The organism is Paenacidovorax caeni (assembly GCF_001298675.1).
Taxonomy (GTDB): domain Bacteria; phylum Pseudomonadota; class Gammaproteobacteria; order Burkholderiales; family Burkholderiaceae_C; genus Paenacidovorax; species Paenacidovorax caeni.
Genome location: NZ_CYIG01000001.1, coordinates 166,278 through 186,448, shown reverse-complemented (window position 1 = coordinate 186,448; position 20,171 = coordinate 166,278). Strand labels below are relative to the sequence as shown.

General features: G+C 66.7%; 22 protein-coding genes. 17 read left to right on the top strand and 5 right to left on the bottom strand.

All coding sequences use genetic code 11. From position 1 onward, the window contains the following. Position 1: 1 nt before the first annotated feature. The 3 genes from BN2503_RS00910 to BN2503_RS00900 all read right to left on the bottom strand — a co-directional run bounded on the left by BN2503_RS00910 (position 2) and on the right by BN2503_RS00900 (position 3,878). Complete coding sequence (locus BN2503_RS00910) at positions 2-964, bottom strand: IS1595 family transposase (RefSeq protein ID WP_054254769.1); 963 nt, start codon at positions 962-964, stop codon at positions 2-4. 182 nt (positions 965-1,146) lie between these two features. After that, on the bottom strand, positions 1,147-2,649 hold the full coding sequence (locus BN2503_RS00905; protein WP_054254750.1) for a CoA-acylating methylmalonate-semialdehyde dehydrogenase: 1,503 nt from the start codon (positions 2,647-2,649) through the stop codon (positions 1,147-1,149). A gap of 17 nt (positions 2,650-2,666) precedes the next feature. After that, positions 2,667-3,878: an ABC transporter substrate-binding protein gene (locus tag BN2503_RS00900; RefSeq protein WP_054254749.1), complete on the bottom strand. Its 1,212-nt coding sequence runs from the start codon at positions 3,876-3,878 to the stop codon at positions 2,667-2,669. A 135-nt stretch (positions 3,879-4,013) separates the two neighbouring features. Here BN2503_RS00900 and BN2503_RS00895 point away from each other — a divergent pair, with 135 nt between their 5' ends. The 16 genes from BN2503_RS00895 (at position 4,014) to hisD (ending at position 16,716) form a co-directional block, all read left to right on the top strand. Further along, positions 4,014-4,940, top strand: coding sequence for a LysR family transcriptional regulator (locus BN2503_RS00895; RefSeq protein ID WP_054254748.1), 927 nt, complete (start codon positions 4,014-4,016; stop codon positions 4,938-4,940). Positions 4,941-5,040: 100 nt separating this feature from the next. Continuing rightward, positions 5,041-5,841 carry an amino acid ABC transporter substrate-binding protein gene (locus tag BN2503_RS00890; RefSeq protein ID WP_054254747.1) on the top strand — a complete coding sequence of 267 codons (801 nt, stop codon included), beginning with the start codon at positions 5,041-5,043 and terminating at the stop codon, positions 5,839-5,841. An 84-nt stretch (positions 5,842-5,925) separates the two neighbouring features. Next, positions 5,926-6,579: an amino acid ABC transporter permease gene (locus BN2503_RS00885; protein WP_054254746.1), complete on the top strand. Its 654-nt coding sequence runs from the start codon at positions 5,926-5,928 to the stop codon at positions 6,577-6,579. Further along, positions 6,560-7,339 (top strand): amino acid ABC transporter ATP-binding protein, encoded by a 780-nt coding sequence (locus BN2503_RS00880; RefSeq protein ID WP_054254745.1) that lies wholly within the window; start codon positions 6,560-6,562, stop codon positions 7,337-7,339. Before BN2503_RS00885 ends, BN2503_RS00880 begins: the two co-directional genes overlap by 20 nt. 103 nt (positions 7,340-7,442) lie before the next feature. Then, positions 7,443-8,273 (top strand): ABC transporter ATP-binding protein, encoded by an 831-nt coding sequence (locus tag BN2503_RS00875; RefSeq protein ID WP_054254744.1) that lies wholly within the window; start codon positions 7,443-7,445, stop codon positions 8,271-8,273. Beyond that, positions 8,270-9,052: a lipid asymmetry maintenance ABC transporter permease subunit MlaE gene (gene mlaE, locus BN2503_RS00870; RefSeq protein WP_054254743.1), complete on the top strand. Its 783-nt coding sequence runs from the start codon at positions 8,270-8,272 to the stop codon at positions 9,050-9,052. Before BN2503_RS00875 ends, mlaE begins: the two co-directional genes overlap by 4 nt. A 14-nt stretch (positions 9,053-9,066) precedes the next feature. Next, positions 9,067-9,555 (top strand): outer membrane lipid asymmetry maintenance protein MlaD, encoded by a 489-nt coding sequence (gene mlaD, locus BN2503_RS00865; protein ID WP_054254742.1) that lies wholly within the window; start codon positions 9,067-9,069, stop codon positions 9,553-9,555. After that, the gene (locus tag BN2503_RS00860) at positions 9,552-10,307 is read left to right on the top strand and encodes an MlaA family lipoprotein (protein WP_054254741.1); all 756 of its coding nucleotides are present in this window, start codon (positions 9,552-9,554) and stop codon (positions 10,305-10,307) included. Before mlaD ends, BN2503_RS00860 begins: the two co-directional genes overlap by 4 nt. A 29-nt stretch (positions 10,308-10,336) precedes the next feature. After that, positions 10,337-10,975, top strand: coding sequence for an MlaC/ttg2D family ABC transporter substrate-binding protein (locus BN2503_RS00855; RefSeq protein WP_054254740.1), 639 nt, complete (start codon positions 10,337-10,339; stop codon positions 10,973-10,975). A gap of 9 nt (positions 10,976-10,984) precedes the next feature. Beyond that, positions 10,985-11,257, top strand: a complete 273-nt coding sequence (locus tag BN2503_RS00850; protein ID WP_054254739.1) for an STAS domain-containing protein — start codon at positions 10,985-10,987, stop codon at positions 11,255-11,257. A 48-nt stretch (positions 11,258-11,305) separates the two neighbouring features. Continuing rightward, positions 11,306-12,232, top strand: a complete 927-nt coding sequence (locus BN2503_RS00845; RefSeq protein ID WP_054254738.1) for an ABC transporter ATP-binding protein — start codon at positions 11,306-11,308, stop codon at positions 12,230-12,232. Beyond that, the gene (locus tag BN2503_RS00840; RefSeq protein ID WP_054254737.1) at positions 12,229-12,984 is read left to right on the top strand and encodes an ABC transporter permease; all 756 of its coding nucleotides are present in this window, start codon (positions 12,229-12,231) and stop codon (positions 12,982-12,984) included. Before BN2503_RS00845 ends, BN2503_RS00840 begins: the two co-directional genes overlap by 4 nt. Positions 12,985-13,153: 169 nt before the next feature. Next, on the top strand, positions 13,154-13,399 hold the full coding sequence (locus BN2503_RS00835; RefSeq protein WP_054254736.1) for a BolA family protein: 246 nt from the start codon (positions 13,154-13,156) through the stop codon (positions 13,397-13,399). Positions 13,400-13,469: 70 nt separating this feature from the next. Next, entirely contained in the window at positions 13,470-14,747 is a 1,278-nt protein-coding gene (gene murA, locus BN2503_RS00830) for a UDP-N-acetylglucosamine 1-carboxyvinyltransferase (RefSeq protein ID WP_054254735.1), read from the top strand. Then, on the top strand, positions 14,744-15,385 hold the full coding sequence (gene hisG / locus BN2503_RS00825) for an ATP phosphoribosyltransferase (RefSeq protein WP_054254734.1): 642 nt from the start codon (positions 14,744-14,746) through the stop codon (positions 15,383-15,385). Before murA ends, hisG begins: the two co-directional genes overlap by 4 nt. Before the next feature lie 5 nt (positions 15,386-15,390). Then, a complete protein-coding gene (gene hisD, locus BN2503_RS00820) occupies positions 15,391-16,716 on the top strand; it encodes a histidinol dehydrogenase (RefSeq protein ID WP_054254733.1) in 1,326 nt (441 codons plus the stop codon). Here the strand turns inward: hisD and BN2503_RS00815 are convergent. After that, the gene (locus BN2503_RS00815; protein WP_054254768.1) at positions 16,713-16,934 is read right to left on the bottom strand and encodes a DUF2917 domain-containing protein; all 222 of its coding nucleotides are present in this window, start codon (positions 16,932-16,934) and stop codon (positions 16,713-16,715) included. The two genes, hisD and BN2503_RS00815, sit on opposite strands and share 4 nt — an antisense overlap. Before the next feature lie 215 nt (positions 16,935-17,149). On the opposite strand from BN2503_RS00815, the gene BN2503_RS00810 reads away from it, so the two are divergent. Next, complete coding sequence (locus tag BN2503_RS00810) at positions 17,150-18,583, top strand: aminotransferase-like domain-containing protein (protein WP_054254732.1); 1,434 nt, start codon at positions 17,150-17,152, stop codon at positions 18,581-18,583. A gap of 64 nt (positions 18,584-18,647) precedes the next feature. Here BN2503_RS00810 and BN2503_RS00805 read toward each other — a convergent pair whose 3' ends face one another. Further along, positions 18,648-20,171: a serine hydrolase gene (locus tag BN2503_RS00805; RefSeq protein ID WP_054254731.1), complete on the bottom strand. Its 1,524-nt coding sequence runs from the start codon at positions 20,169-20,171 to the stop codon at positions 18,648-18,650.

Here is a 20,171-nt window from a genome sequence, read left to right as displayed (position 1 = left end):
ATTAGCTACTTACCTCAGAAACGCGCAGCAGCGTCAAAGGCAGCGGCCCAGTAGTCACCAAAGCCTTCAACAGCCTAGGCAGCATGGCAGGCAGATCAAACCGACGGTTGAATCGCCAGCAAAACTCGGCCAAGTAGCGCTGGGCATACCTGGCGTGGTCAAACGAGTGATAGGTCCCCGCCATGCTGGTCTTAAGGTTGCCCAGCAAGGTATTCACCCAACGCAGCTGAGGCGTCTGCGCCCCCTGGCGCCCACCTCCCGTCACGTAGCGCTCATGCGTGGCCTGGGCATGCTGCACCTGGGCAAAGGCACGCGTGCCATCGCTGACCACGTGGCAGCCCGCAGTCAGGTGGCGACTGGCCCATTGCCGCATGTGCTCGTTGGTGAAGTCCGCCACAGGCGTCAGGCGCATGTACAGGGGGCGGCCATCGGCGCTGGTCTGCACCGCAGCGACGAAGGCCGTCTTGTTGGCTGCGCGACGCCCGCCGTTGATATGGCCCGCGCGCTCCCCGCCGAGGTAGGCATCGTCGATCTCCACACGCCCTTGCAGACGGTAGCGCTCATCGCGCTGCGCCATGGCCTGCATCAGCTTGTGCTTCATGAGCCACGCCGTTTTGTAGGACACGCCCAATTGGCGCTTGAGCGCCAGGGCGCTGATGGCGTTCTTGTTTTGTGTCAGCAGGTACATGGCCAGGAACCACAGCCTCAGGGACAGGTGGGTGTGCTCCATCACGGTGCCCACAATGCAGGAGCTTTGGTAGCCACAGATGAAGCACTCCCACAGCAGTCGGCCCGTGCCATTGCGGGTGTGAAAAAAGCGCTTGCAGCCGCAGTGCGCGCACTGCCAGCCATGGGGCCAGCGGGCAGCGACAAGAGCGCGCTCGCACTGCTGCTCGCTGCCGTACAGGGCTTGAAACTGGGGCAGTGACAGGCCGCGTTGGAACTGGATCGCGTTGATGGACATCGCTTGCTCCTTGGCGCCCAGGCTCGGCATGTCCTTTGGAGTCCTCTAGCTGGCGTTGGTTCTGCTCAGTCTGAGATATGTCGCTAATCAGGTATTTTTATCTGTACTTAAGACACCAATAAAAAGCGCTGGCTGCCATGAAACGCATGGCGGCCAGCGCTGGCCGGGGGGCGTGGGAGGGCTTACTTCATGGAGATGGTGGTGTTCACACCATCCGAGCGGCTGCCTTCCTCGTACCAGCGGGCGGTGACGGTCTTGGTTTGCGTCCAGAACTGCACGGCCTGTTTGCCGTTGGGGCCCAGGTCACCCAGCTTGGACGCGCGCGAGCCGGTGAAGCTGAAGTAGGCCACGGGCACCGGAATGGGCACGTTGATGCCCACCTGGCCCACGTTGATGTCGTGCTGGTACTTGCGCGCCGCCCAGCCGCTGCTGGTGAAGATGGAGGTGCCGTTGCCGTTGGGGTTGCGGTTGATGAAGGCGATGGCGTCTTCCAGCGTGTCCACGCACACCACGTTGAGCACCGGGCCGAAGATTTCCTGCTGGTAGATGTCCATGGCGTCGGTCACATCGGCAAACACCGTGGGGCCGACGAAGTTGCCCTGCTCATAGCCGGGCACCACGCAGTCCCGGCCGTCCAGCAGCAGCGTGGCGCCTTGGGCGACGCCGGAGTCGATCAGCCCCACCACGCGCTGCTTGGCGCGCGGGTTGACCAGCGGGCCCAGGTCGGCGCTGCGGTCGGTGCCGGGGCCGACCTTCATGGTTTTGGACTTCTCCACCAGCTCGGGCAGCCAGTCGCGTGCGGCGCCCACGAACACGGCCACCGAGTTGGCCATGCAACGCTGGCCTGCCGCGCCGAAGGCCGAGCCCAGCAGGTTGTTCAGCGCGTGCTCCTTGGGCGCATCGGGCATCACCACGCAGTGGTTCTTGGCGCCCATCATCGACTGCACGCGCTTGCCGGCCTCGCTGGCGCGGCGGTAGATGTGCGTGCCCACGTGGGTGGAGCCGATGAACGACAGGGCCTTGATGTCGGGGTGGTCGCACAGCATGTCGGCCACTTCGGGGCCGCCATGGATGACGTTGAGCACGCCCGGCGGCACACCGGCCTCGTGTGCCAGCTCCACCAGGCGCATGGTGGAACTGGGGTCTTGCTCGGACGGCTTGAGCACGAAGGTGTTGCCGCAGGCAATGGCCATGGGGAACATGAAGCACGGCAGCATCACCGGGAAGTTGAACGCGGTGATGCCTGCGCCCACGCCCAGGGGCTGCAGCAGGTTGTACACGTCCACGCCGGTGGCGGCGTTCTCGGCAATCTCGCCCAGCTGCAGCGTGGTGATGGAGCAGGCGTGCTCCACCACCTCCAGGCCGCGCGCCACTTCGCCTTCGGCGTCGGGCAGCGTCTTGCCATGCTCGCGGGTGATGAGCTGTGCCAGTTCGCTGGTGTGCTCACGGATCAGCTGCTGCAGCTTCAGCATGATGCGCATGCGCGCGCCCAGCGAGGTGCTGCGCCAGGTCTGGAAGGCTTCCTGCGCGTTGGCCACAGCCAGGTTGACTTCGTCGCGCGTGGCAAACGGCACGCGGGCGACGACCTCCTGGGTGGCGGGGTTGGTGACATCGCGCCACTCGGCGGTTTGGGACGGATAGGGCTTGCCGCCGATGAAGTGGTGGATGGTGGTGGGGGTGGTCATGGTGGGGGCTCCGGGGTTCACTTCTTCACCAGCGGGCAGCTCGACTGCGACAGGGGCTTGAACGCGACGTTGGCGGGGATGGTGCTGACGGTCTTGTAGTAGTCCCAGGGGCCCTTGGATTCGTTCGGGGCTTTCACTTGGAACAGGTACATGTCATGGATCACGCGGCCATCGGGGCGGATGCTGGCGTTGCGCATCACCGGGTCGCTGATGGGCAATTCGCGCATCTTCTTGGCCACGACCTTGGAGTCGTCGGTTTTGGCGGCAGCCACCGACTTCAGGTAATGCAGCACGCTGGAGTACACGCCCGCCTGCACCATGGTGGGCTTGTAGCCCTTGTGCAGCTTCTCGAAGCGGGTGGCGAAGGCGCGGGTCTTTTCATCCATGTCCCAGTAGAAGCCCTCGGAGAACATCAGCCCTTGTGCCTGGCGCAGGCCGAGCGAGTGCACGTCGGTCAGGAACATGAGCAGCGACGCCACCTTTTGGCCCTTGCCGCCAATGCCAAACTCGCGCGCCGCCTTGATGGCGTTCACCGTGTCTTGCGCGCCGTTGGCCAGGCCGATGACCTGGGCCTTGGAGTTTTGCGCCTGCAGGATGAACGAGGAGAAGTCGCTGGCGTTGAGCGGGTGGCGCACGCTGCCCAGCACCGTGCCGCCATTGGCCTGCACCATTTCGGCGGCGTCTTTTTCCAGCGAGTGGCCAAAGGCATAGTCCACGGTGACGAAGAACCAGCTCTTGTCGCCGTTCTTGGTCAGTGCGGCCGCGGCGCCGGAGGCCGAGGAGTAGGTGTCGAACATCCAGTGGAAGCCGTTTTCCGCGCATTCGTCGTCGGTCAGGCGCGTGGTGGCCGGGCCGCTGTGCATGGCGATGCCGCCTTTTTCGCGCACCAGCTTCTGCACGGCCAGCGCGGCGGCGGAGTTGGTGATGTCGGCAATGGCATCGACGCCGTCGCGGTCCAGCCATTCGCGCGCTTTGGTCGCGGCAATGTCGGCCTTGTTCTGGTGGTCGGCGCTCACCACCTCGATCTTCATGCCCTTGCACTCAGCCTGCAGGCAGTCTTCCATGGCCATCTTCGCAGCCACCACCGAGCCCGCGCCCCCCATGCCGGAGTAGGGGCCGGCCATGTCGGTCAGCACGCCGATCTTGACCATGTCGCCGGAAATCTGGGCCTGGGCCGTGGCGCCGAGCGCGAGCACCGCCAGGGCCAACGAATGTCGGATGAATCGCATGAAATGTCTCCTTGGTGTTGTGCGGGCCTGATGGCGCATGCCATGCCCACGGGCACTTTAATTGGCACTTCTGCATATGGATACGGTTTTTGGGCATATCCTCATTGCAAATTTGCACCACCTTCGCGCAGCACTATGGCCATCGAACACACCAACTGGGACAACCTGCGTCTGTTTCTCGCCGTGGTGCGCGCCCAGTCCGCACAGGAGGCCGCGCGCCGCCTGGAGGTGGACCACTCCACCATCACGCGCCGGCTGCACCGGCTGGAGAAGGAGCTGGGGGCGCAGCTGTTCGAGCGCACCCCTGCCGGCCATGTCCTGACGATTGCAGGGCATCGCCTGCTGGAGCATGTGGAGCAGATGGAGAATTCGATGGTGCGCGTGGGCGAGGACATTGGCGGCGAGCGCCACGCGCTGACCGGCCACGTGTGCCTGGGGGCCACCGAGGGGTTCGGCAGCTTCTTCCTGGCCGAGCAGCTGAGCCATTTCACCGAGCGGCATCCTGGCATCCAGGTCGAGCTGCTCATCGTGCCGCGCTTCATCAACCTCTCGCAGCGCGAGGCCGATCTGGCGGTGAATGTGGAGCGCCCGCAAAGCAGCGGCCAGGTGTGCAGCAAGCTGAGCGACTACCGCCTGCGCCTGTACGCCAGCCGGGACTACCTGGCGCGCCATGCACCCATCACCCATCCGCGTGATTTGCGTGGGCACCGCTTCGTGGGCTACGTCGAGGAACTCGTGTTCAGCGACGAACTGCGCTACCTGGCCTCCGTTGTGCCGCAGGCGCACACGCCCCTGCGCAGCACCAGCGTGGTGGCGCAGTACAACGTGGCGTGTGCCGGGCGTGGGCTGGCGGTGTTGCCGTGCTTCATGGCGGCGCACAGCCCGCAACTGGTGCCGGTGCTGCCCGAGGTGATCGACGTGCAGCGCACCTTCTGGATCGCCGCCCCCGCCAACCGCCGCGATCTGGCGCGCGTGCGCGCGCTGTGGGATTTTTTGCGCGACGTGGTTGCGCGCCACCAGGGCTTGCTGATGGAAGGGTGCGCGGCGGGGCCGGGCGAGTGACTTTGCAGGGCATGGGCCCTGCGCAGCGGCTTCGGTGGGACAATGCAGGGTTTTGTTCGGGGATTTCCCCTTGTCCGTTCTTTTCAAGGATCGCCACGCCATGAAGAAGTTTGCTACCGTAGCCCTGCTCACCCTGGGCGCTGTGCTCGCCGGTTGTTCCAAGCAGGAGCCCGCAGCGCCCGCTGCCGCACCCGCACCCGCCCCTGCCGCGGTGACCAAGATCGTTGTGGGTCTGGACGACAACTTCCCGCCCATGGGCTTCCGCGACGAGAAGAACGAGCTCGTCGGCTTTGACATCGACATGGCCAAGGAAGCCGCCAAGCGCCTGGGCCTGGAAGTCGAGTTCAAGCCCATCGACTGGAGCGCCAAGGAAGCTGAACTCTCCGGCAAGCGCGTGGACGCGCTGTGGAACGGCCTGACCATCACCGAGGAGCGCAAGCAGAACATCCTGTTCACCGCGCCCTACATGGAAAACCACCAGATCATCGTGGTGCCCGCAGGCTCCGCCATCAAGGCCAAGGCAGACCTGGCTGGCAAGGTGGTGGGTGCCCAGGAGGGCTCCAGCGCCGTGGACGCCATCAAGAAGGAAGAGGCCGTCTACAAGTCGTTCAAGGAACTCAAGACCTTCGGCGACAACGTGACTGCGCTGATGGATCTGACCACTGGCCGCCTCGAAGCCGTGGTGGTGGACGAAGTGGTGGGCCGCTACTACGTGGCCAAGAAGCCTGACCAGTACGCTGTGCTGGAGGACAACTTCGGCACTGAAGAGTACGGCGTGGGCCTGCGCAAGGACGACACCGAGCTGCACGGCAAGATCGACAAGGCCCTGGCTGACATGAAGGCCGATGGCAGCGCCGCGAAGATCGCCGAGCAGTGGTTCGGTAAAAACATCATCAAGTAACCAGCCCCGTTCTGGATTCGCCGACACCGGCAGTGCCTTGCATCGGCCTGCCGGTGTTTTCGTTGTGTTCATGGGGCTACGTGCATGGACTACGCACTCTCTCTTCTGGGGCCGCTGGGGCAAGGCGCTCTGGTCACCCTGAAGCTGTTCGTCATCACCCTGGTACTCGCAGTACCCCTGGGGCTGGTGCTGGCGCTGGCGCGGCTGTCGCGCCTCAAGCTGCTGTCGGCGGGCGTCAATGGCTATATCTGGCTCATGCGCGGCACGCCGCTCATGCTGCAGATGCTCTTCATCTACTTCGCGCTGCCGTTTGTTCCGGTGATCGGCGTGCGCCTGCCGGACTTTCCGGCCGCCGTGGCGGCGTTCGCCCTGAACTACGCGGCGTACTTTGCCGAGATTTTCCGTGCCGGTATCCAATCGGTGGACCGTGGCCAGTACGAGGCCGCCAAGGTGCTGGGCATGAACTATGGGCAGACCATGCGCCGCGTGGTGCTGCCGCAGATGGTGCGCAACATCTTGCCGCCCATGAGCAACGAGACCATCACGCTGGTCAAAGATACCTCGCTGATCTACGTGCTGGCACTGAACGACCTGCTGCGCGCCGCGCGCGGCATCGTGCAGCGCGACTTCACGACCACGCCGTTCATCGTGGCCGCGGCTTTCTATCTTGTGATGACCCTGGTGCTCACCTGGGCCTTCCAGCGCCTGGAGCAACGCTATGCCAAATTCGACCAGTGAGGCCCCGATGATTGACGCGCGCGATCTGCGCAAGCGCTTTGGTCACCATGAGGTGCTGCGCGGCGTGTCGCTCTCGGTGGCGCGTGGTGAGGTGGTGGCGGTGATTGGCCCCTCGGGTTCGGGCAAGAGTACCTTCCTGCGCTGCTTGAACCACCTGGAGACCATCGATGGCGGGCAGATCACCATCGAGGGCGAGGTGCTGGCCAGCACCGACGCCCAGGGCCACTGCCGCTACCCGGCCGAGGCGCAGGTGCGCCGCATCTGCGCTAAGACGGGCATGGTGTTCCAGCATTTCAACCTGTTCCCGCACCTGACGGTGCTGGAAAACCTCATCGAGGCGCCGCTGGTGGTTCAGGGCGTAGCGCGCGACGTGGCCGTAGCGCGGGCGGAGAAGCTGCTGGACAAGGTCGGCCTGTCGGCCAAGCGCGACAACTATCCGGCGCGCCTGTCTGGCGGCCAGAAGCAGCGCGTGGCCATTGCCCGGGCCCTGTGCATGGAGCCCGACATCATGCTGTTTGACGAACCCACCTCGGCACTCGATCCCGAGCTCACCGGGGAAGTGCTGCGCACGATGCGCGAGCTGGCGCAGGAGCACATGACGATGCTGGTGGTCACGCACGAGATGGGCTTCGCCCGCGAAGTGGCGCACCGCGTGGCATTCATGGACGGTGGCGAGCTCATCGAGCAGGCACCTGCCGCCGAGTTCTTTGCCCAGCCGCGCCACGCGCGCACACGGGCATTTTTGCAAAGCATGTTGTGAGGTAATTCACAAACATACATGAATGTATGTTCTGTTACCATCACAATTTGCGGGTTTGCCCTGACAATCCCCTCCACTCTCACACCTCCCTTTCTTCTGCAGCATGGCTGAACCTGCTCTTTTGGTGGAACTGCGCAACGTCACGTTCTCGTATGGCGAGCGCGTGATCCTGCGCGACGTCTCGCTGCAGGTGCCGCGCGGCAAGGTCACCGCGCTGATGGGGGCTTCGGGTGGCGGCAAGACCACGGTGCTGCGCCTGATCGGTGGCCAGCAGCGTGCGCAGCAGGGCCAGGTGCTGTTCGATGGGCAGGACGTCGGTGCCATGGCGCGCGAGCAACTCTTCGCCGTGCGCCGCCGCATGGGCATGCTGTTCCAGTTTGGCGCCCTGTTTACCGACATGAGCGTGTTCGAGAACGTGGCTTTTCCGCTGCGCGAGCACACCGACCTGCCGGATGAGCTGGTGCGCGACATCGTGCTGATGAAGTTGCACGCCGTCGGGTTGCGCGGCGCGCGCGATCTGATGCCCAGCCAGATTTCCGGCGGCATGGCGCGGCGCGTGGCGCTGGCGCGGGCCATCGTCCTGGACCCGGAGCTGGTCATGTACGACGAGCCTTTCGCCGGGCTCGACCCGATTTCCCTGGGCACGGCAGCCCAGCTCATTCGCCGTCTGAACGACGCCATGGGGTTGACGACCATTCTCGTATCGCACGATCTTGCCGAGACCTTCCGCGTGGCCGATCACGTCATTATTCTGGGCCCCGGCTGCGTGGCTGCCCAAGGCACGCCCGAAGAAGTGCGCGCCAGCCAGGACCCGCTGGTGCACCAGTTCGTCAATGCGCTGCCCACGGGGCCGGTGCCCTTTCACTACCCCGGCCCGGACGTGGCGCAGGATTTCGGCCCGGCCGGTACGTCGTACGGCGGAGGTGGCCGATGAGCTGGTGGCATCCCGCCCATGTGGGCTACGCCGTGCGCAGCAAGCTGGCGGATGTCGGCCAGGGCGCACGCCTGTTCGTGCAGTTGCTGCGCTTGCTGGGGGCCGCGCTGCGCCGCCCGCAGCTGGTGGGCGATCAGATTCATTTTTTGGGCAATTACTCGCTGTCCATCATTGCCGTGTCGGGCCTGTTCGTGGGCTTCGTGCTGGGGCTGCAGGGCTACTACACGCTGCAGCGCTACGGCTCGGCCGAGGCGCTGGGCCTGCTGGTGGCGCTGTCGCTGGTGCGTGAGCTTGGGCCTGTGGTCACGGCACTGCTGTTTGCGGGACGCGCGGGCACTTCGCTCACGGCCGAGATCGGCCTGATGAAGGCCGGCGAGCAGCTCAGTGCCATGGAGATGATGGCCGTGGACCCGGTCAGCCGCATTTTGGCGCCGCGCTTTTGGGCCGGTGTGATCGTGATGCCCTTGCTCGCGGCTGTGTTCAGCGCGGTTGGCGTGATTGGCGGCTGGGTCGTTGGCGTGTTGATGATCGGGGTCGATGGTGGGGCCTTTTGGGGCCAGATGCAAAGCGGCGTCGATGTCTGGCAGGATTTGGGCAACGGTGTGCTCAAGAGCTTCGTGTTCGGCCTCACCGTGACGTTTGTGGCGCTGCTGCAGGGCTACACCGCCAAGCCCACGCCCGAGGGCGTTTCGCGCGCGACGACGCGCACGGTGGTCATGGCATCGCTGGCCGTACTGGGTCTGGACTTTGTCCTGACGGCCCTGATGTTCAGCATTTGAAAGATTCGAGAACCATGCAGCATTCCAAGAACGATGTCTGGGTTGGTCTGTTCGTCATGATCGGCGCCGCCGCGCTGGTCTTTCTGGCGTTGCAGTCGGCCAACCTGCTCCATATCAGCTTCCAGTCGGGCTACCGCGTCACGGCGCTGTTTGACAACATCGGTGGGCTCAAGCCCAAAGCGGCGGTGCGCAGCGCGGGCGTGGTGGTGGGGCGCGTGGAGTCGATCACCTTCGATGACACCACCTTCCAGGCACAAGTGACGCTGTCGCTGCAGGATGGCTATAAATTTCCCCGCGACAGCTCTCTCAAGATTCTGACCAGTGGCCTGCTGGGAGACCAGTACATCGGTATTGAGCCCGGGGCAGACGACAAGAACCTCGCCAACGGCGACAAGGTGACTTCCACCCAGTCGGCCGTGGTCCTGGAAAACCTCATCGGCCAGTTCCTCTATGGGAAGGCCGAAGACGGTGGCTCAGCCAACGCCAACGCCAACAAAAAATGACCACCACGACCTCTTTCTCTCCTTTGCGCACCACCGCTGCTGCGGCCCTGGTGCTGGGTGCCTCCTTGCTGGCCGGCTGTGCCACGGGGCCGCAGGCCAACCCTGCCGACCCGTTCGAAGGCTACAACCGGGGCATGACACGCTTTAACGACGACCTGGACAAGGCCGTCATGAAGCCCGTGGCCACTGCGTACAAGGACGCTGTGCCCGGCCTGGCCCGCCAGGGGGTGACCAATGTGTTTGCCAACCTGACCGATGCCTGGTCGTTCGTCAACAACCTGCTGCAGCTGCGCCTGGAGGGGTCGTTCAACAGCGCCGTGCGCTTCAGCGTGAACACGGTGCTGGGCTTTGGGGGGGTGTTTGATATCGCCTCTGAAGCCGGGATTGAGCGCCACAAGCAGGACTTTGGCCTGACCATGGCGCGCTGGGGCGTGCCCAGCGGCCCGTACCTGGTGCTGCCGTTGCTCGGTCCCTCGACGGTGCGCGACACCGCAGGCTTTGTAGTGGACACCCAAGGGGGCTTGGTGGGCGAAGTGCACGATGTGCCCGTGCGCAACTCCCTGTACGTGCTGCGCGCGGTCAACCAGCGGGCCAACCTGCTGGGGGTGACCTCGTTCCTCGACCAGGCTGCTCTGGACAAATACAGCTTTACCCGTGATGCCTACCTGCAGCTGCGCGCCCAACAGGCGGGGCAGCCGTTGCCGCTCAATGATGAAGGCGGTGACGCGGGACGCCTGCCGCGCGAAGACTGAACGCCGCGCAGGACGAAAGGATGCCAACCATGATGAACCGTCGATCTCTCCACCGCCAGGCTTTGGGCCTGGGCGCCAGCGCCTTGCTGGCGCTGGCCCTGCCCACCTGGGCTGCCGATGAAGCCCCGGATGCGCTGATCCAGCGCGTGTCGGCCGATGCCTTGCAGACCCTGCGCACCGACAAGTCGTTCCAGAACGGCGACCTGCCCAAAATCGTCGCACTGGTGGACAAGGTGGTCATGCCCCATGTGGACTTTCGCCGCATGACGGCCTCGGCTGTCGGCCCGGGTTGGCGCAAGGCCACGCCCGACCAGCAGGCGCGCCTGCAGCAAGAGTTCAAGACCCTGCTGGTGCGTACCTATGCGGGTGCGCTGGCCCAGGTCAAGGACGAGAGCGTCACTGTCAAGCCGATGCGTGCCAAGCCCGGCGACACCGACGTGCTGGTGCGTACCGAGGTGCGTGGCCGCGGCGACCCGGTGCAGCTCGACTACCGCTTGGAAAAGACGCCGGGCGAGGGTGCCGGCTGGAAGATCTACAACCTCAACGTCATGGGCGTGTGGCTGGTCGAAACCTACCGCAACCAGTTCGCGCAGGAGATCAACGCCAAGGGCGTCGACGGCCTGATCGCGACCCTGGCCCAGCGCAACGCTACGGGCGAAAGCAAGTAAGCCGCTGCCATGCTGATCCTGCCGCCCGAGCTGACCCACCGCCAGGCCAGCGCCTGCCTGCGTCTGCTGCTGCAGGGGCTGCAGGCACTGCAGGGGCCGCGCCTCGTCGTCGACGCGGGGCCCCTGGCGGTATTCGACAGTTCCGCGCTGGCCGTGCTACTCGAATGCCGCCGCGAGGCCCTGAACCGGGGCAAGGACTTTGCCGTCAAAGGCCTGCCCGCCGGCCTGGCGAGCATGGCGGATCTGTATGGCGTCGACGGCTTGCTGCCCGTCGCAGCCTGACCCTGCAGCAGCAGGGCCTCGGTTGAAACCGTAAAATGGCAGGTTCCCATGCCCGCCGCCGTCTCCTTCCAATCGGTCTCCAAGACCTACGCCACGCCCAAGGGCCCTTTTCAGGCACTGCACCAGGTCAGCCTGGACATTGAAGAGGGCGAATTCTTCGGCCTGCTTGGCCCCAACGGGGCGGGCAAGACCACCCTCATCAGCATCCTCGCGGGGCTGGCGCGCGCCAGCCAGGGGCGTGTGCTGGTGCGTGGGCACGATGTGCAAGCCGATTACGCCAACGCGCGCCACCAGTTGGGGGTGGTACCGCAGGAGCTGGTGTTCGACCCGTTCTTCAACGTGCGCGAGACCCTGCGCATCCAGTCCGGCTACTTCGGCGTGAAGAACAACGACGCATGGATCGACGAGCTGCTCGAAAGCCTGGGTCTGTCCGATAAAGCCACGGCCAACATGCGCCAGCTCTCGGGCGGCATGAAGCGCCGCGTGCTGGTGGCCCAGGCGCTGGTGCACAAGCCGCCCATCATCGTGCTCGACGAGCCCACGGCCGGTGTCGATGTGGAGCTGCGCCAGACGCTGTGGCACTTCATCGCCAAGCTCAACAAGCAGGGCCACACGGTGCTGTTGACCACGCATTACCTCGAAGAGGCCGAGGCCCTGTGCCAGCGCATTGCCATGCTGAAGAACGGACGCATGGTGGCCCTGTCCCGCACGTCCGACCTGCTCAAGACGGCCACCTCCAACGTGCTGCTCTTCAAAACCGATGTGGCGCTGCCGCCCGCCATGGCCGCGCAGGCGCGCGTGACCGGGCGCATCGTGCAGTTGCCCGCCTCTGACGCCGCCGAGATCGAACACCACTTGGCCGCGCTGCGCCAGGCTGGCATCACTCCGGAGGACGTGGAGATTCGCCGCGCCGATCTCGAGGACGTGTTCCTGCAGGTGATGGGCGCCAACACCCCCCCGGCGGAGGCTGCATGACCGGCTGGCGTACCCTGTTCTACAAGGAAGTGCTGCGCTTTTGGAAGGTCTCCTTCCAGACCGTGGCCGCCCCCGTGCTCACCGCTGTGCTGTACCTGCTGATCTTCGGCCATGTGCTGGAAGACCACGTCAAGGTGTACGACCGCCTGAGCTACACCGCCTTCCTCGTGCCCGGGCTGGTGATGATGAGCCTGCTGCAAAACGCCTTTGCCAACAGCTCGTCCAGCCTGATCCAGAGCAAGATCATGGGCAGCCTGGTGTTTGTGCTTCTCACGCCGCTGTCGCACTGGGCCTGGTTCATGGCCTATGTCGGATCGTCGGTGCTGCGCGGGCTGTTGGTCGGGCTGGGCGTGTTCATCGTCACGCTGGCCTTCGCGCGGCCCGAGTTCGCCGCGCCCCCGTGGATTGTGGTGTTCGCGTTGCTGGGCGCTGCGCTGCTGGGCACGCTGGGCATCATTGCCGGGCTGTGGGCGGACAAGTTCGACCAGATGGCGGCTTTTCAGAACTTCATCATCGTGCCGATGACTTTCCTTTCGGGCGTGTTCTATTCCATCCAGTCGCTGCCGCCGTTCTGGCAAAAGGTCAGTCACCTCAACCCGTTCTTCTACATGATCGACGGCTTCCGCTACGGCTTCTTCGGGCAGAGCGACGCCTCTCCCTGGCTCAGCCTGGCCATCGTCGGCACGGCCTGGCTGGCCGTGAGTGCACTCGCCGTGCACCTGCTGCGCACGGGTTACAAAATCCGCAATTAATGAGCAACCCCCTGTGTCGCTTCGCTCCTTCCCCCTTCTCTGGCAAAGCTGCGCTTTGCGGGAGGGGGGACGCCGCCAGCGCGGCGGGGCGGCCCTTGCGCGGCGTCTGCTGGCCTGGGCCGCGACAGGCCGCAGGGCGTGGGCGACACATAGCCACATGGAACATGAAATGACCGCAGACCAACTCAAGGACATCATCAGCGCAGGCCTGCCCTGCGAGCACCTTACGCTTGAAGGCGACGGCCGCCACTGGTACGCAACCATCGTCTCGGCCGAGTTCGAAGGCAAGCGTGCCATCCAGCGCCACCAGCGCGTGTACGCCACGCTGGGCGACAAGATGCAGCGCGACGAGGTGCATGCGCTGTCGATGAAGACCTTCACGCCCGCCGAGTGGACTGCCGCGCAAACGGCCTGAGACTACTCCTTCTTTCATAGCTGCTGGCGCTTGCCACACAAGGGCTGGAGCCCTATTTGGCTTAAAAATCATGGACAAACTACTGGTACGCGGCGGCCGCTCCCTGCAAGGCGAGGTGACCATTTCCGGCGCCAAGAACGCGGCGTTGCCCGAGATGTGCGCCGCGCTGCTCACCGCTGAGCCCGTGCACTTGGTGAACGTGCCGCGCCTGCACGATGTGCGCACCATGCGCAAATTGCTCGACAACATGGGTGTGGCCACCGAGACCCACGGCGAGCGCGGCGGCATGAGCTTTGTGGCGCCCGACAGCCTGAACCCCGAGGCGCCCTACGAGCTGGTCAAGACCATGCGCGCCTCGGTGCTCGCCCTGGGCCCGCTGCTGGCGCGCTTTGGCCGCGCACGCGTGTCGCTGCCAGGCGGCTGCGCCATTGGCTCGCGCCCGGTGGACCAGCACATCAAGGGCCTGCAGGCCATGGGCGCCGAAATCGTGGTGGAGCATGGCTACATGGTCGCGGCGCTGCCCGCTGGGCGCCAGCGCCTGCAGGGCGCGCGCATCACCACCGACATGGTCACCGTCACCGGCACCGAGAACCTGCTCATGGCCGCCACCCTGGCCGAAGGCGAAACCGTGCTGGAAAACGCCGCCCAGGAACCCGAGGTGACCGACTTGGCCGAGATGCTCATCAAGATGGGCGCGCAGATCGAAGGCCACGGCACCAGCCGCATCCGCATCCAGGGCGTGGCCACGCTGCACGGCTGCACGCACCAGGTGGTGGCCGACCGCATCGAGGCCGGCACTTTCCTGTGCGCCGTGGCGGCCACGGGCGGTGAGGCGCTGCTGCGCCACGCCCGCGCCGACCACCTTGATGCCGTGATCGACAAGCTGCGCGACGCCGGCGTGGCCGTGCAGGCGGTGGCGGATGGCCTGCGCATCCACAGCCCCGGCGCGGCCCAGCTCAAGGCGCAGGGCTTTCGCACCACCGAGTACCCGGGTTTCCCTACCGACATGCAAGCGCAGTTCATGGCGCTGAACGTGGTGGCCCAGGGCACGGCAACGGTGGCCGAAACCATCTTTGAAAACCGCTTCATGCACGTCAACGAGCTGGCGCGTCTGGGCGCGCGCATCTCCATCGATGGGCGCGTGGCCACCGTCACGGGCGGGGCCCAGCTCTCGGGCGCCACGGTCATGGCCACCGACCTGCGTGCCTCGGCCAGCCTGGTCATTGCCGGGCTGGTGGCGCGCGGCGATACCGTGGTGGACCGCATTTACCACCTTGACCGCGGCTACGACGCCATGGAAGCCAAGCTGCGCGGCCTGGGCGCAGACATCGAAAGAATCTCCGCATGATCACCCTTGCTCTCTCCAAAGGCCGCATCTTTGACGAAACCCTGCCGCTGCTGGCCGCCGCTGGCATCGAGGTGCTGGAAGACCCGGAAAAGTCGCGCAAGCTCATCCTGCCCACCAACCAGCCCGACGTGCGCGTGGTGCTGGTGCGCGCCACCGACGTGCCCACCTACGTGCAGTACGGCGGCGCCGACCTGGGCGTGACCGGCAAGGACACGCTGATCGAGCACGGCGCCCAGGGCCTGTACCAGCCGCTGGACCTGCAGATTGCCAAGTGCCGCGTCAGCGTGGCCGTGCGCAACGACTTCGACTACCAGCAGGCCGTGCGCCAGGGCGCGCGCCTGCGCGTGGCCACCAAGTACACCAGCATCGCGCGCGACTTCTTCGCCACCAAGGGCGTGCACGTGGACATGATCAAGCTCTACGGCTCCATGGAGCTGGCACCGCTCACCGGCCTGGCCGACGCCATCGTCGACCTGGTGTCCACCGGCAACACGCTCAAGGCCAACCACCTGGTCGAGGTCGAGCGCATCATGGATATCAGCTCGCACCTGGTGGTCAACCAGGCCGCGCTCAAGCTCAAGCAAGCGCCGCTCAAACGCATCATCGACGTCTTTGCGCAGGCCATTCAACAGGATTGAAGACTATGACTTTTGTAGCTGCTCCCGCTCGCCTGTCAACGTCTAGCGCCACTTTTGAGCAAGATTTTGCCCAGCGCCTGCACTGGTCGGCCGACACCGACGCCGCCATTGAGCAGCGTGTGGCCGACATCCTGGCCGACGTGCGCCAGCGTGGCGACGCGGCGGTGCTCGACTACACCGCGCGCTTCGACGGCTTGCAGGCGGCCACCATTGCGGCGTTGGAGCTGACCCAGGCGGAGCTGAAGGTCGCCTATGACAGCCTGCCCGCCGTCCAGCGCAATGCGCTGGCCGCTGCCGCAGCCCGGGTGCGCCAGTACCATGAAGCGCAGAAGAAGGCCAACGGCGAGAGCTGGAGCTACCGCGACGCCGACGGCACCCTGCTCGGCCAGAAAGTCACGCCGCTGGACCGCGTCGGCATCTACGTGCCCGGTGGCAAGGCGGCCTACCCCAGCAGCGTGCTGATGAACGCCATCCCCGCGCATGTGGCCGGGGTGGGCGAGATCATCATGGTGGTGCCCACGCCCAAGGGCGAGAAAAACCCGCTGGTGCTGGCCGCCGCCTACGTGGCGGGCGTCACGCGCGCCTTCACCATCGGCGGCGCGCAGGCCGTGGCCGCGCTGGCCTACGGCACGGCCACGGTGCCGAAGGTGGACAAGATCACCGGCCCCGGCAATGCCTACGTGGCCAGCGCCAAGAAGCATGTGTTTGGCCTGGTGGGCATCGACATGATTGCCGGCCCCTCAGAAATTTTGGTGCTGGCTGACGGCAGCACGCCGCCCGACTGGGTGGCCATGGACCTGTTCAGCCAGGCCGAGCACGACGAACTGGCGCAAAGCATCCTGCTGTGCCCCGACGCCGCCTACATCGACGCCGTGCAAGCCGCCATCGACCGCCTGCTGCCCGAGATGCCGCGCGCCGAGATCATCGCCAAGAGCCTGACCGGGCGCGGCGCGCTGATCCACACGCGCAGCATGGAAGAGGCTTGCGAAATCTCCAACCGCATCGCCCCCGAGCACCTGGAGGTGAGCAGCAACGACCCGCACCGCTGGGAGCCGCTGCTCAAGCACGCAGGCGCCATCTTCCTCGGCGCCTACACCAGCGAAAGCCTGGGCGACTACTGCGCAGGCCCCAACCACGTGCTGCCCACCAGCGGCACGGCGCGCTTCAGCTCCCCGCTGGGCGTGTACGACTTCCAAAAGCGCAGCAGCCTTATCGAGGTGAGCGCCCAGGGCGCGCAGGCGCTGGGCCAGATCGCCAGCGTGCTGGCGCACGGCGAGGGCCTGCAGGGCCACGCCCGCGCGGCCGAGATGCGGCTCCAGCAGGAGGGCTAAGCCCGCACCCTGGCCCAGCGTAGCTGCGCGCCGCCGCCTTCCGCGCTGACGCGCAGCCGCGCCGGGCCAGCGAATGCCAGGTGCTGCCCAGCCTCCAGGATGTGGTCTTGCGGCTGGCCGTCTCGGGTCAGCCAGACGCGGCCCTGCGTGGCCTCGATCAGGGCGGTTTCACCCCGGCGCACGGCCTGCGTTTGCACGGGCTGGCGGGGCGCCAGCACGGTCTGCTGCCAGGGCGTGGAGCGGGCGGCTGTGGGGGGAGGAGAAGTGTTGTGTGTGCCATGGCTTGCACTGTGCGGGTGCCACGGCATGCGTACCAGCCGCAGGTACGTGCAACCTGGGGCCGTACAGCCACGGTGTGCGCAGGGGCTGTACTGGCTGGCATGGCACCTGTCTGTACGGCCTGTGTGGTGGCGGAGCAATACAGAATGCGCGCATGCCCATTGACGAAGCCCCGCCCCTGTACCAGCAGATTGCCGGCCAGCTGGCTGAACTCGTGCGCAACGGCACCCTGGCGCGCGGCGAGAAACTGCCCTCGGTGCGCGCGTTGGCGCGCCAGCACGGCGTGGCACAGAGCACGGTCGTGCAGGCCTTCCACTGGCTGGAGGACGCGCGCCTGGCGGTGGCGCGGCCGCGTTCAGGCTTCTTCGTGGCGCCGCGCGCGGCGGCGCTGCCTGAGCCCACGGAACCGGCGGCATCGCGCCCGCGCCAGCGTCCGCGCGCGGTGTCGGTGGACTGGCTGGGCCAGCGCATTCTGGGGCACGCGCAGCCGCCCGGTCTGGTGTCGTTCAGCAGCGGTACGCCCGGGCCTGAGATGCTCAACCCCGACCGTGTGCGCCGCGCCGTCACCCGCGCCGTGCAGCGCCACCGCCACCTGCTGTGCACCTACCCCTCGTTCACCGGGCAGGAGGAAACGCGCCGCGCCATTGCGCGCTATGCCGTCGGGCTGGGCTGCACGCTGGACCCGGCCAACGTCATCGTCACCAGCGGCTGCATGGACAGCGTGGCCCTGTGCCTGCGCGCCGTGACGCAGCCGGGTGACGTGGTGGCGCTGGAGTCGCCCACGCATTTTTCGTTCTTGGAGGTGCTGCAAAGCCTGCACCTGCGCGCGCTGGAGATTCCCACGCACCCGCGCCATGGCCTGTCGCTCGACGCGCTGCAGCTGGCGCTGGACACCCAGCCCGTCAAGGCGCTGCTGGTGGTGCCCACGCTGAGCAACCCGCTCGGCGCCAGCATGCCGCTGCCCGAGCGCCGGCGCCTGGCGCAGATGGCGCAGCGCCACGGCCTGGCGGTGATCGAGGACGCGATCTACAACGACCTGGCCGGGCCCGACGAACTGCGCCGCAGCGTCAAGTCTTTCGACGCCAGCGGCCACGTCATGCTGTGCCATTCGTTTTCCAAGACGCTGGCGCCGGGCCTGCGCCTGGGCTGGGTCGAGGCCGGGCGCTGGACGCAGGCGGTGCACGGCATCAAGGACGCGCAGTCGGGCGGCCAGTCGGCCGTGCTGGAGCTGGCGCTGGCCGACCTCATCACCCAGGCCGGGCACGCGGCGGCGATGCGCCAGTTGCGCGCGCAGGCGGGCGCGCGCATTGAGGCGGCGCGTGGCGTCATTGCGCGGCACTTTCCGCCGGGCACGCGCGTGAGCGACCCGCCCGGCGGCCTGCTGCTGTGGCTGGAGCTGCCGCGCGGGCGCGATGCCGTGCAGCTGCACGAGGCCTGCCTGGCCGAGGGCATCCTGGTGGCGCCGGGCACGGTGTTCAGTACCACCGGGCGCTTTCGCAACGGCCTGCGCCTGGGGCTGGGCGGCGACTGGACGGCGCAGCACCTGGAAGCGCTGCGCCGCGTGGGCGAGTTGGCCGCGCAGGGCTGAATCGCGCTCTATTTTTGATAGCTTCTAGCGCTTTTCAGGAAAGGGCTGGAGGCCAATTTGTTGCCTAAATCCGCTCGAAGGTGCCCCAGCCCTCGTCGTCGTAGTACTCCAGCCACAGGCGCTGCGCCGGGGCCGTGCCGTCGGGCGCCAGCGTGAAGGTGGCTTGCGACAGGCTGCCGGGTGGCGCGCTTTCCAGCGCCGGGGCGAAGCTGAACCGCGGGCCGTCCCAATGGCGCAGCCGGTAGCGTTGGCGCACCGGGCCCAGGGTGAGCTGCAGCCCGTCCTGCGCCTGTTCCACCTCCAGCGTGCCATAGTAGGCGTTGTGGTAGCGGCCCGTGTAGCGCGTCAGCGCCCCGGCGGGTGCGGGCAGGGCCGGGGGCTGCTGGCCCAGCAGGCGGCCCTCGGGCGCCATCAGCGGGGCGATGGCCTGGCTGTAGCGCAGCCACCAGTCCTGCGTAACGCGGCCCTCGGCCGCCAGGTCCACGAACTGGCGGCACAGCGTCTCCGGCACGCCGAGGGGGATGCCGTTGGTCAGCACCACGATGGCCGCGTTCAGCGCCGGCACCAGCGTGAAGGCGGTGGCCGCGCCCAGCATGAAGGCGCCGGAATGGCCGGTGAACTCCAGCCCTGCCTCGGTGGCACCGAGGTTGAAGCCGTAGCCGTAGTGCCCGCCCGGGGCCTGTGGCTCCCACAGGGGCTGCAGCGCCGTCGTGGCAATCAGGTTGCGGCCCTGCCAGCGGCCCCGCGCCAGCAGCAGGGCGAGCCAGCGCGCCATGTCGCGCACGCTGGAGCTGGCACCACCGGCGGGTGATTGCGCATTGGCGTTGAAGGGCAGGCCCTCTGCCCAGCCGCCGTCCGGTGTGCGCACGTGGCCCCAGGCGCGGTTGTGCTGCGCAGTGAATTCCTCATAGACCGAGGTGGTGCGCGCCATGCCCAGGGGCGCATACAGGCTGGTGCGTGACAGGCTGGCCCAGTCCTGCCCGGCGGCCTGCGCCACGCCCTGGGCGGCGGCCGTCAGGCCCATGTTGGTGTAGGCGTAGGTGCTTCCCAGCGGCGCCGTGCGCAGCAGGTACAGCCGCCGCATCACCTCGAAGGCGCTGTAGCCCAGCTCCTGCAGCTTGTCGCCGGCATGGTCGGGCAGGCCGCTGCGGTGGGCGTAGAGGTCGCCCACGGTGAGGCGCTGCGTGGCCTGCGCGTCCGACAGGGCGAACCAGGGCAGCAAATCGTGCATGCGGCTGTCCCAGTCGACCCGCCCCAGGCTCACCTGGCGTGCCACCACCGTGGCGCCCAGTGGCTTGGACAGGGACGCAAGCTGGAACACCGTGTCGGCATCCACGCTGCCAGGGTGGCCCAGGCGGCGCACGCCCAGGCCTTGGGCGGCAATCGTCTGGCCACCATGCACCACGGCCCAGGCTAGGCCCGGAACGCCGGTGGCGCGCTGCAACTGCCGCGCCAGCGCGGGCAACTGGCGCGCGGCGCGCAGGACGCGGTCGGGCGCCTCGGCGGCATGTGCCGAGGGCAGCGCCAGGCTGCCGCCCAGGGCCAGGGCGTGGGCGAGCGCCTGGCGGCGTGTGAGCGAAGCGGGCAT

What these genes read in the sequence shown, in the direction of transcription:
- murA (WP_054254735.1), top strand. Translation starts at nt 13,470, where the DNA reads ATGGACAAACTACTGGTACGCGGCGGCCGCTCCCTGCAAGGCGAGGTG.
- BN2503_RS00840 (WP_054254737.1), top strand. Translation starts at nt 12,229, where the DNA reads ATGACCGGCTGGCGTACCCTGTTCTACAAGGAAGTGCTGCGCTTTTGG.
- mlaD (WP_054254742.1), top strand. Translation starts at nt 9,067, where the DNA reads ATGCAGCATTCCAAGAACGATGTCTGGGTTGGTCTGTTCGTCATGATC.
- BN2503_RS00850 (WP_054254739.1), top strand. Translation starts at nt 10,985, where the DNA reads ATGCTGATCCTGCCGCCCGAGCTGACCCACCGCCAGGCCAGCGCCTGC.
- BN2503_RS00875 (WP_054254744.1), top strand. Translation starts at nt 7,443, where the DNA reads ATGGCTGAACCTGCTCTTTTGGTGGAACTGCGCAACGTCACGTTCTCG.
- BN2503_RS00880 (WP_054254745.1), top strand. Translation starts at nt 6,560, where the DNA reads ATGCCAAATTCGACCAGTGAGGCCCCGATGATTGACGCGCGCGATCTG.
- BN2503_RS00890 (WP_054254747.1), top strand. Translation starts at nt 5,041, where the DNA reads ATGAAGAAGTTTGCTACCGTAGCCCTGCTCACCCTGGGCGCTGTGCTC.
- hisG (WP_054254734.1), top strand. Translation starts at nt 14,744, where the DNA reads ATGATCACCCTTGCTCTCTCCAAAGGCCGCATCTTTGACGAAACCCTG.
- BN2503_RS00885 (WP_054254746.1), top strand. Translation starts at nt 5,926, where the DNA reads ATGGACTACGCACTCTCTCTTCTGGGGCCGCTGGGGCAAGGCGCTCTG.
- BN2503_RS00895 (WP_054254748.1), top strand. Translation starts at nt 4,014, where the DNA reads ATGGCCATCGAACACACCAACTGGGACAACCTGCGTCTGTTTCTCGCC.
- BN2503_RS00805 (WP_054254731.1), bottom strand. Translation starts at nt 20,171, where the DNA reads ATGCCCGCTTCGCTCACACGCCGCCAGGCGCTCGCCCACGCCCTGGCC.
- BN2503_RS00900 (WP_054254749.1), bottom strand. Translation starts at nt 3,878, where the DNA reads ATGCGATTCATCCGACATTCGTTGGCCCTGGCGGTGCTCGCGCTCGGC.
- BN2503_RS00860 (WP_054254741.1), top strand. Translation starts at nt 9,552, where the DNA reads ATGACCACCACGACCTCTTTCTCTCCTTTGCGCACCACCGCTGCTGCG.
- BN2503_RS00910 (WP_054254769.1), bottom strand. Translation starts at nt 964, where the DNA reads ATGTCCATCAACGCGATCCAGTTCCAACGCGGCCTGTCACTGCCCCAG.
- BN2503_RS00905 (WP_054254750.1), bottom strand. Translation starts at nt 2,649, where the DNA reads ATGACCACCCCCACCACCATCCACCACTTCATCGGCGGCAAGCCCTAT.
- hisD (WP_054254733.1), top strand. Translation starts at nt 15,391, where the DNA reads ATGACTTTTGTAGCTGCTCCCGCTCGCCTGTCAACGTCTAGCGCCACT.
- mlaE (WP_054254743.1), top strand. Translation starts at nt 8,270, where the DNA reads ATGAGCTGGTGGCATCCCGCCCATGTGGGCTACGCCGTGCGCAGCAAG.
- BN2503_RS00835 (WP_054254736.1), top strand. Translation starts at nt 13,154, where the DNA reads ATGACCGCAGACCAACTCAAGGACATCATCAGCGCAGGCCTGCCCTGC.
- BN2503_RS00845 (WP_054254738.1), top strand. Translation starts at nt 11,306, where the DNA reads ATGCCCGCCGCCGTCTCCTTCCAATCGGTCTCCAAGACCTACGCCACG.
- BN2503_RS00810 (WP_054254732.1), top strand. Translation starts at nt 17,150, where the DNA reads ATGCCCATTGACGAAGCCCCGCCCCTGTACCAGCAGATTGCCGGCCAG.
- BN2503_RS00855 (WP_054254740.1), top strand. Translation starts at nt 10,337, where the DNA reads ATGATGAACCGTCGATCTCTCCACCGCCAGGCTTTGGGCCTGGGCGCC.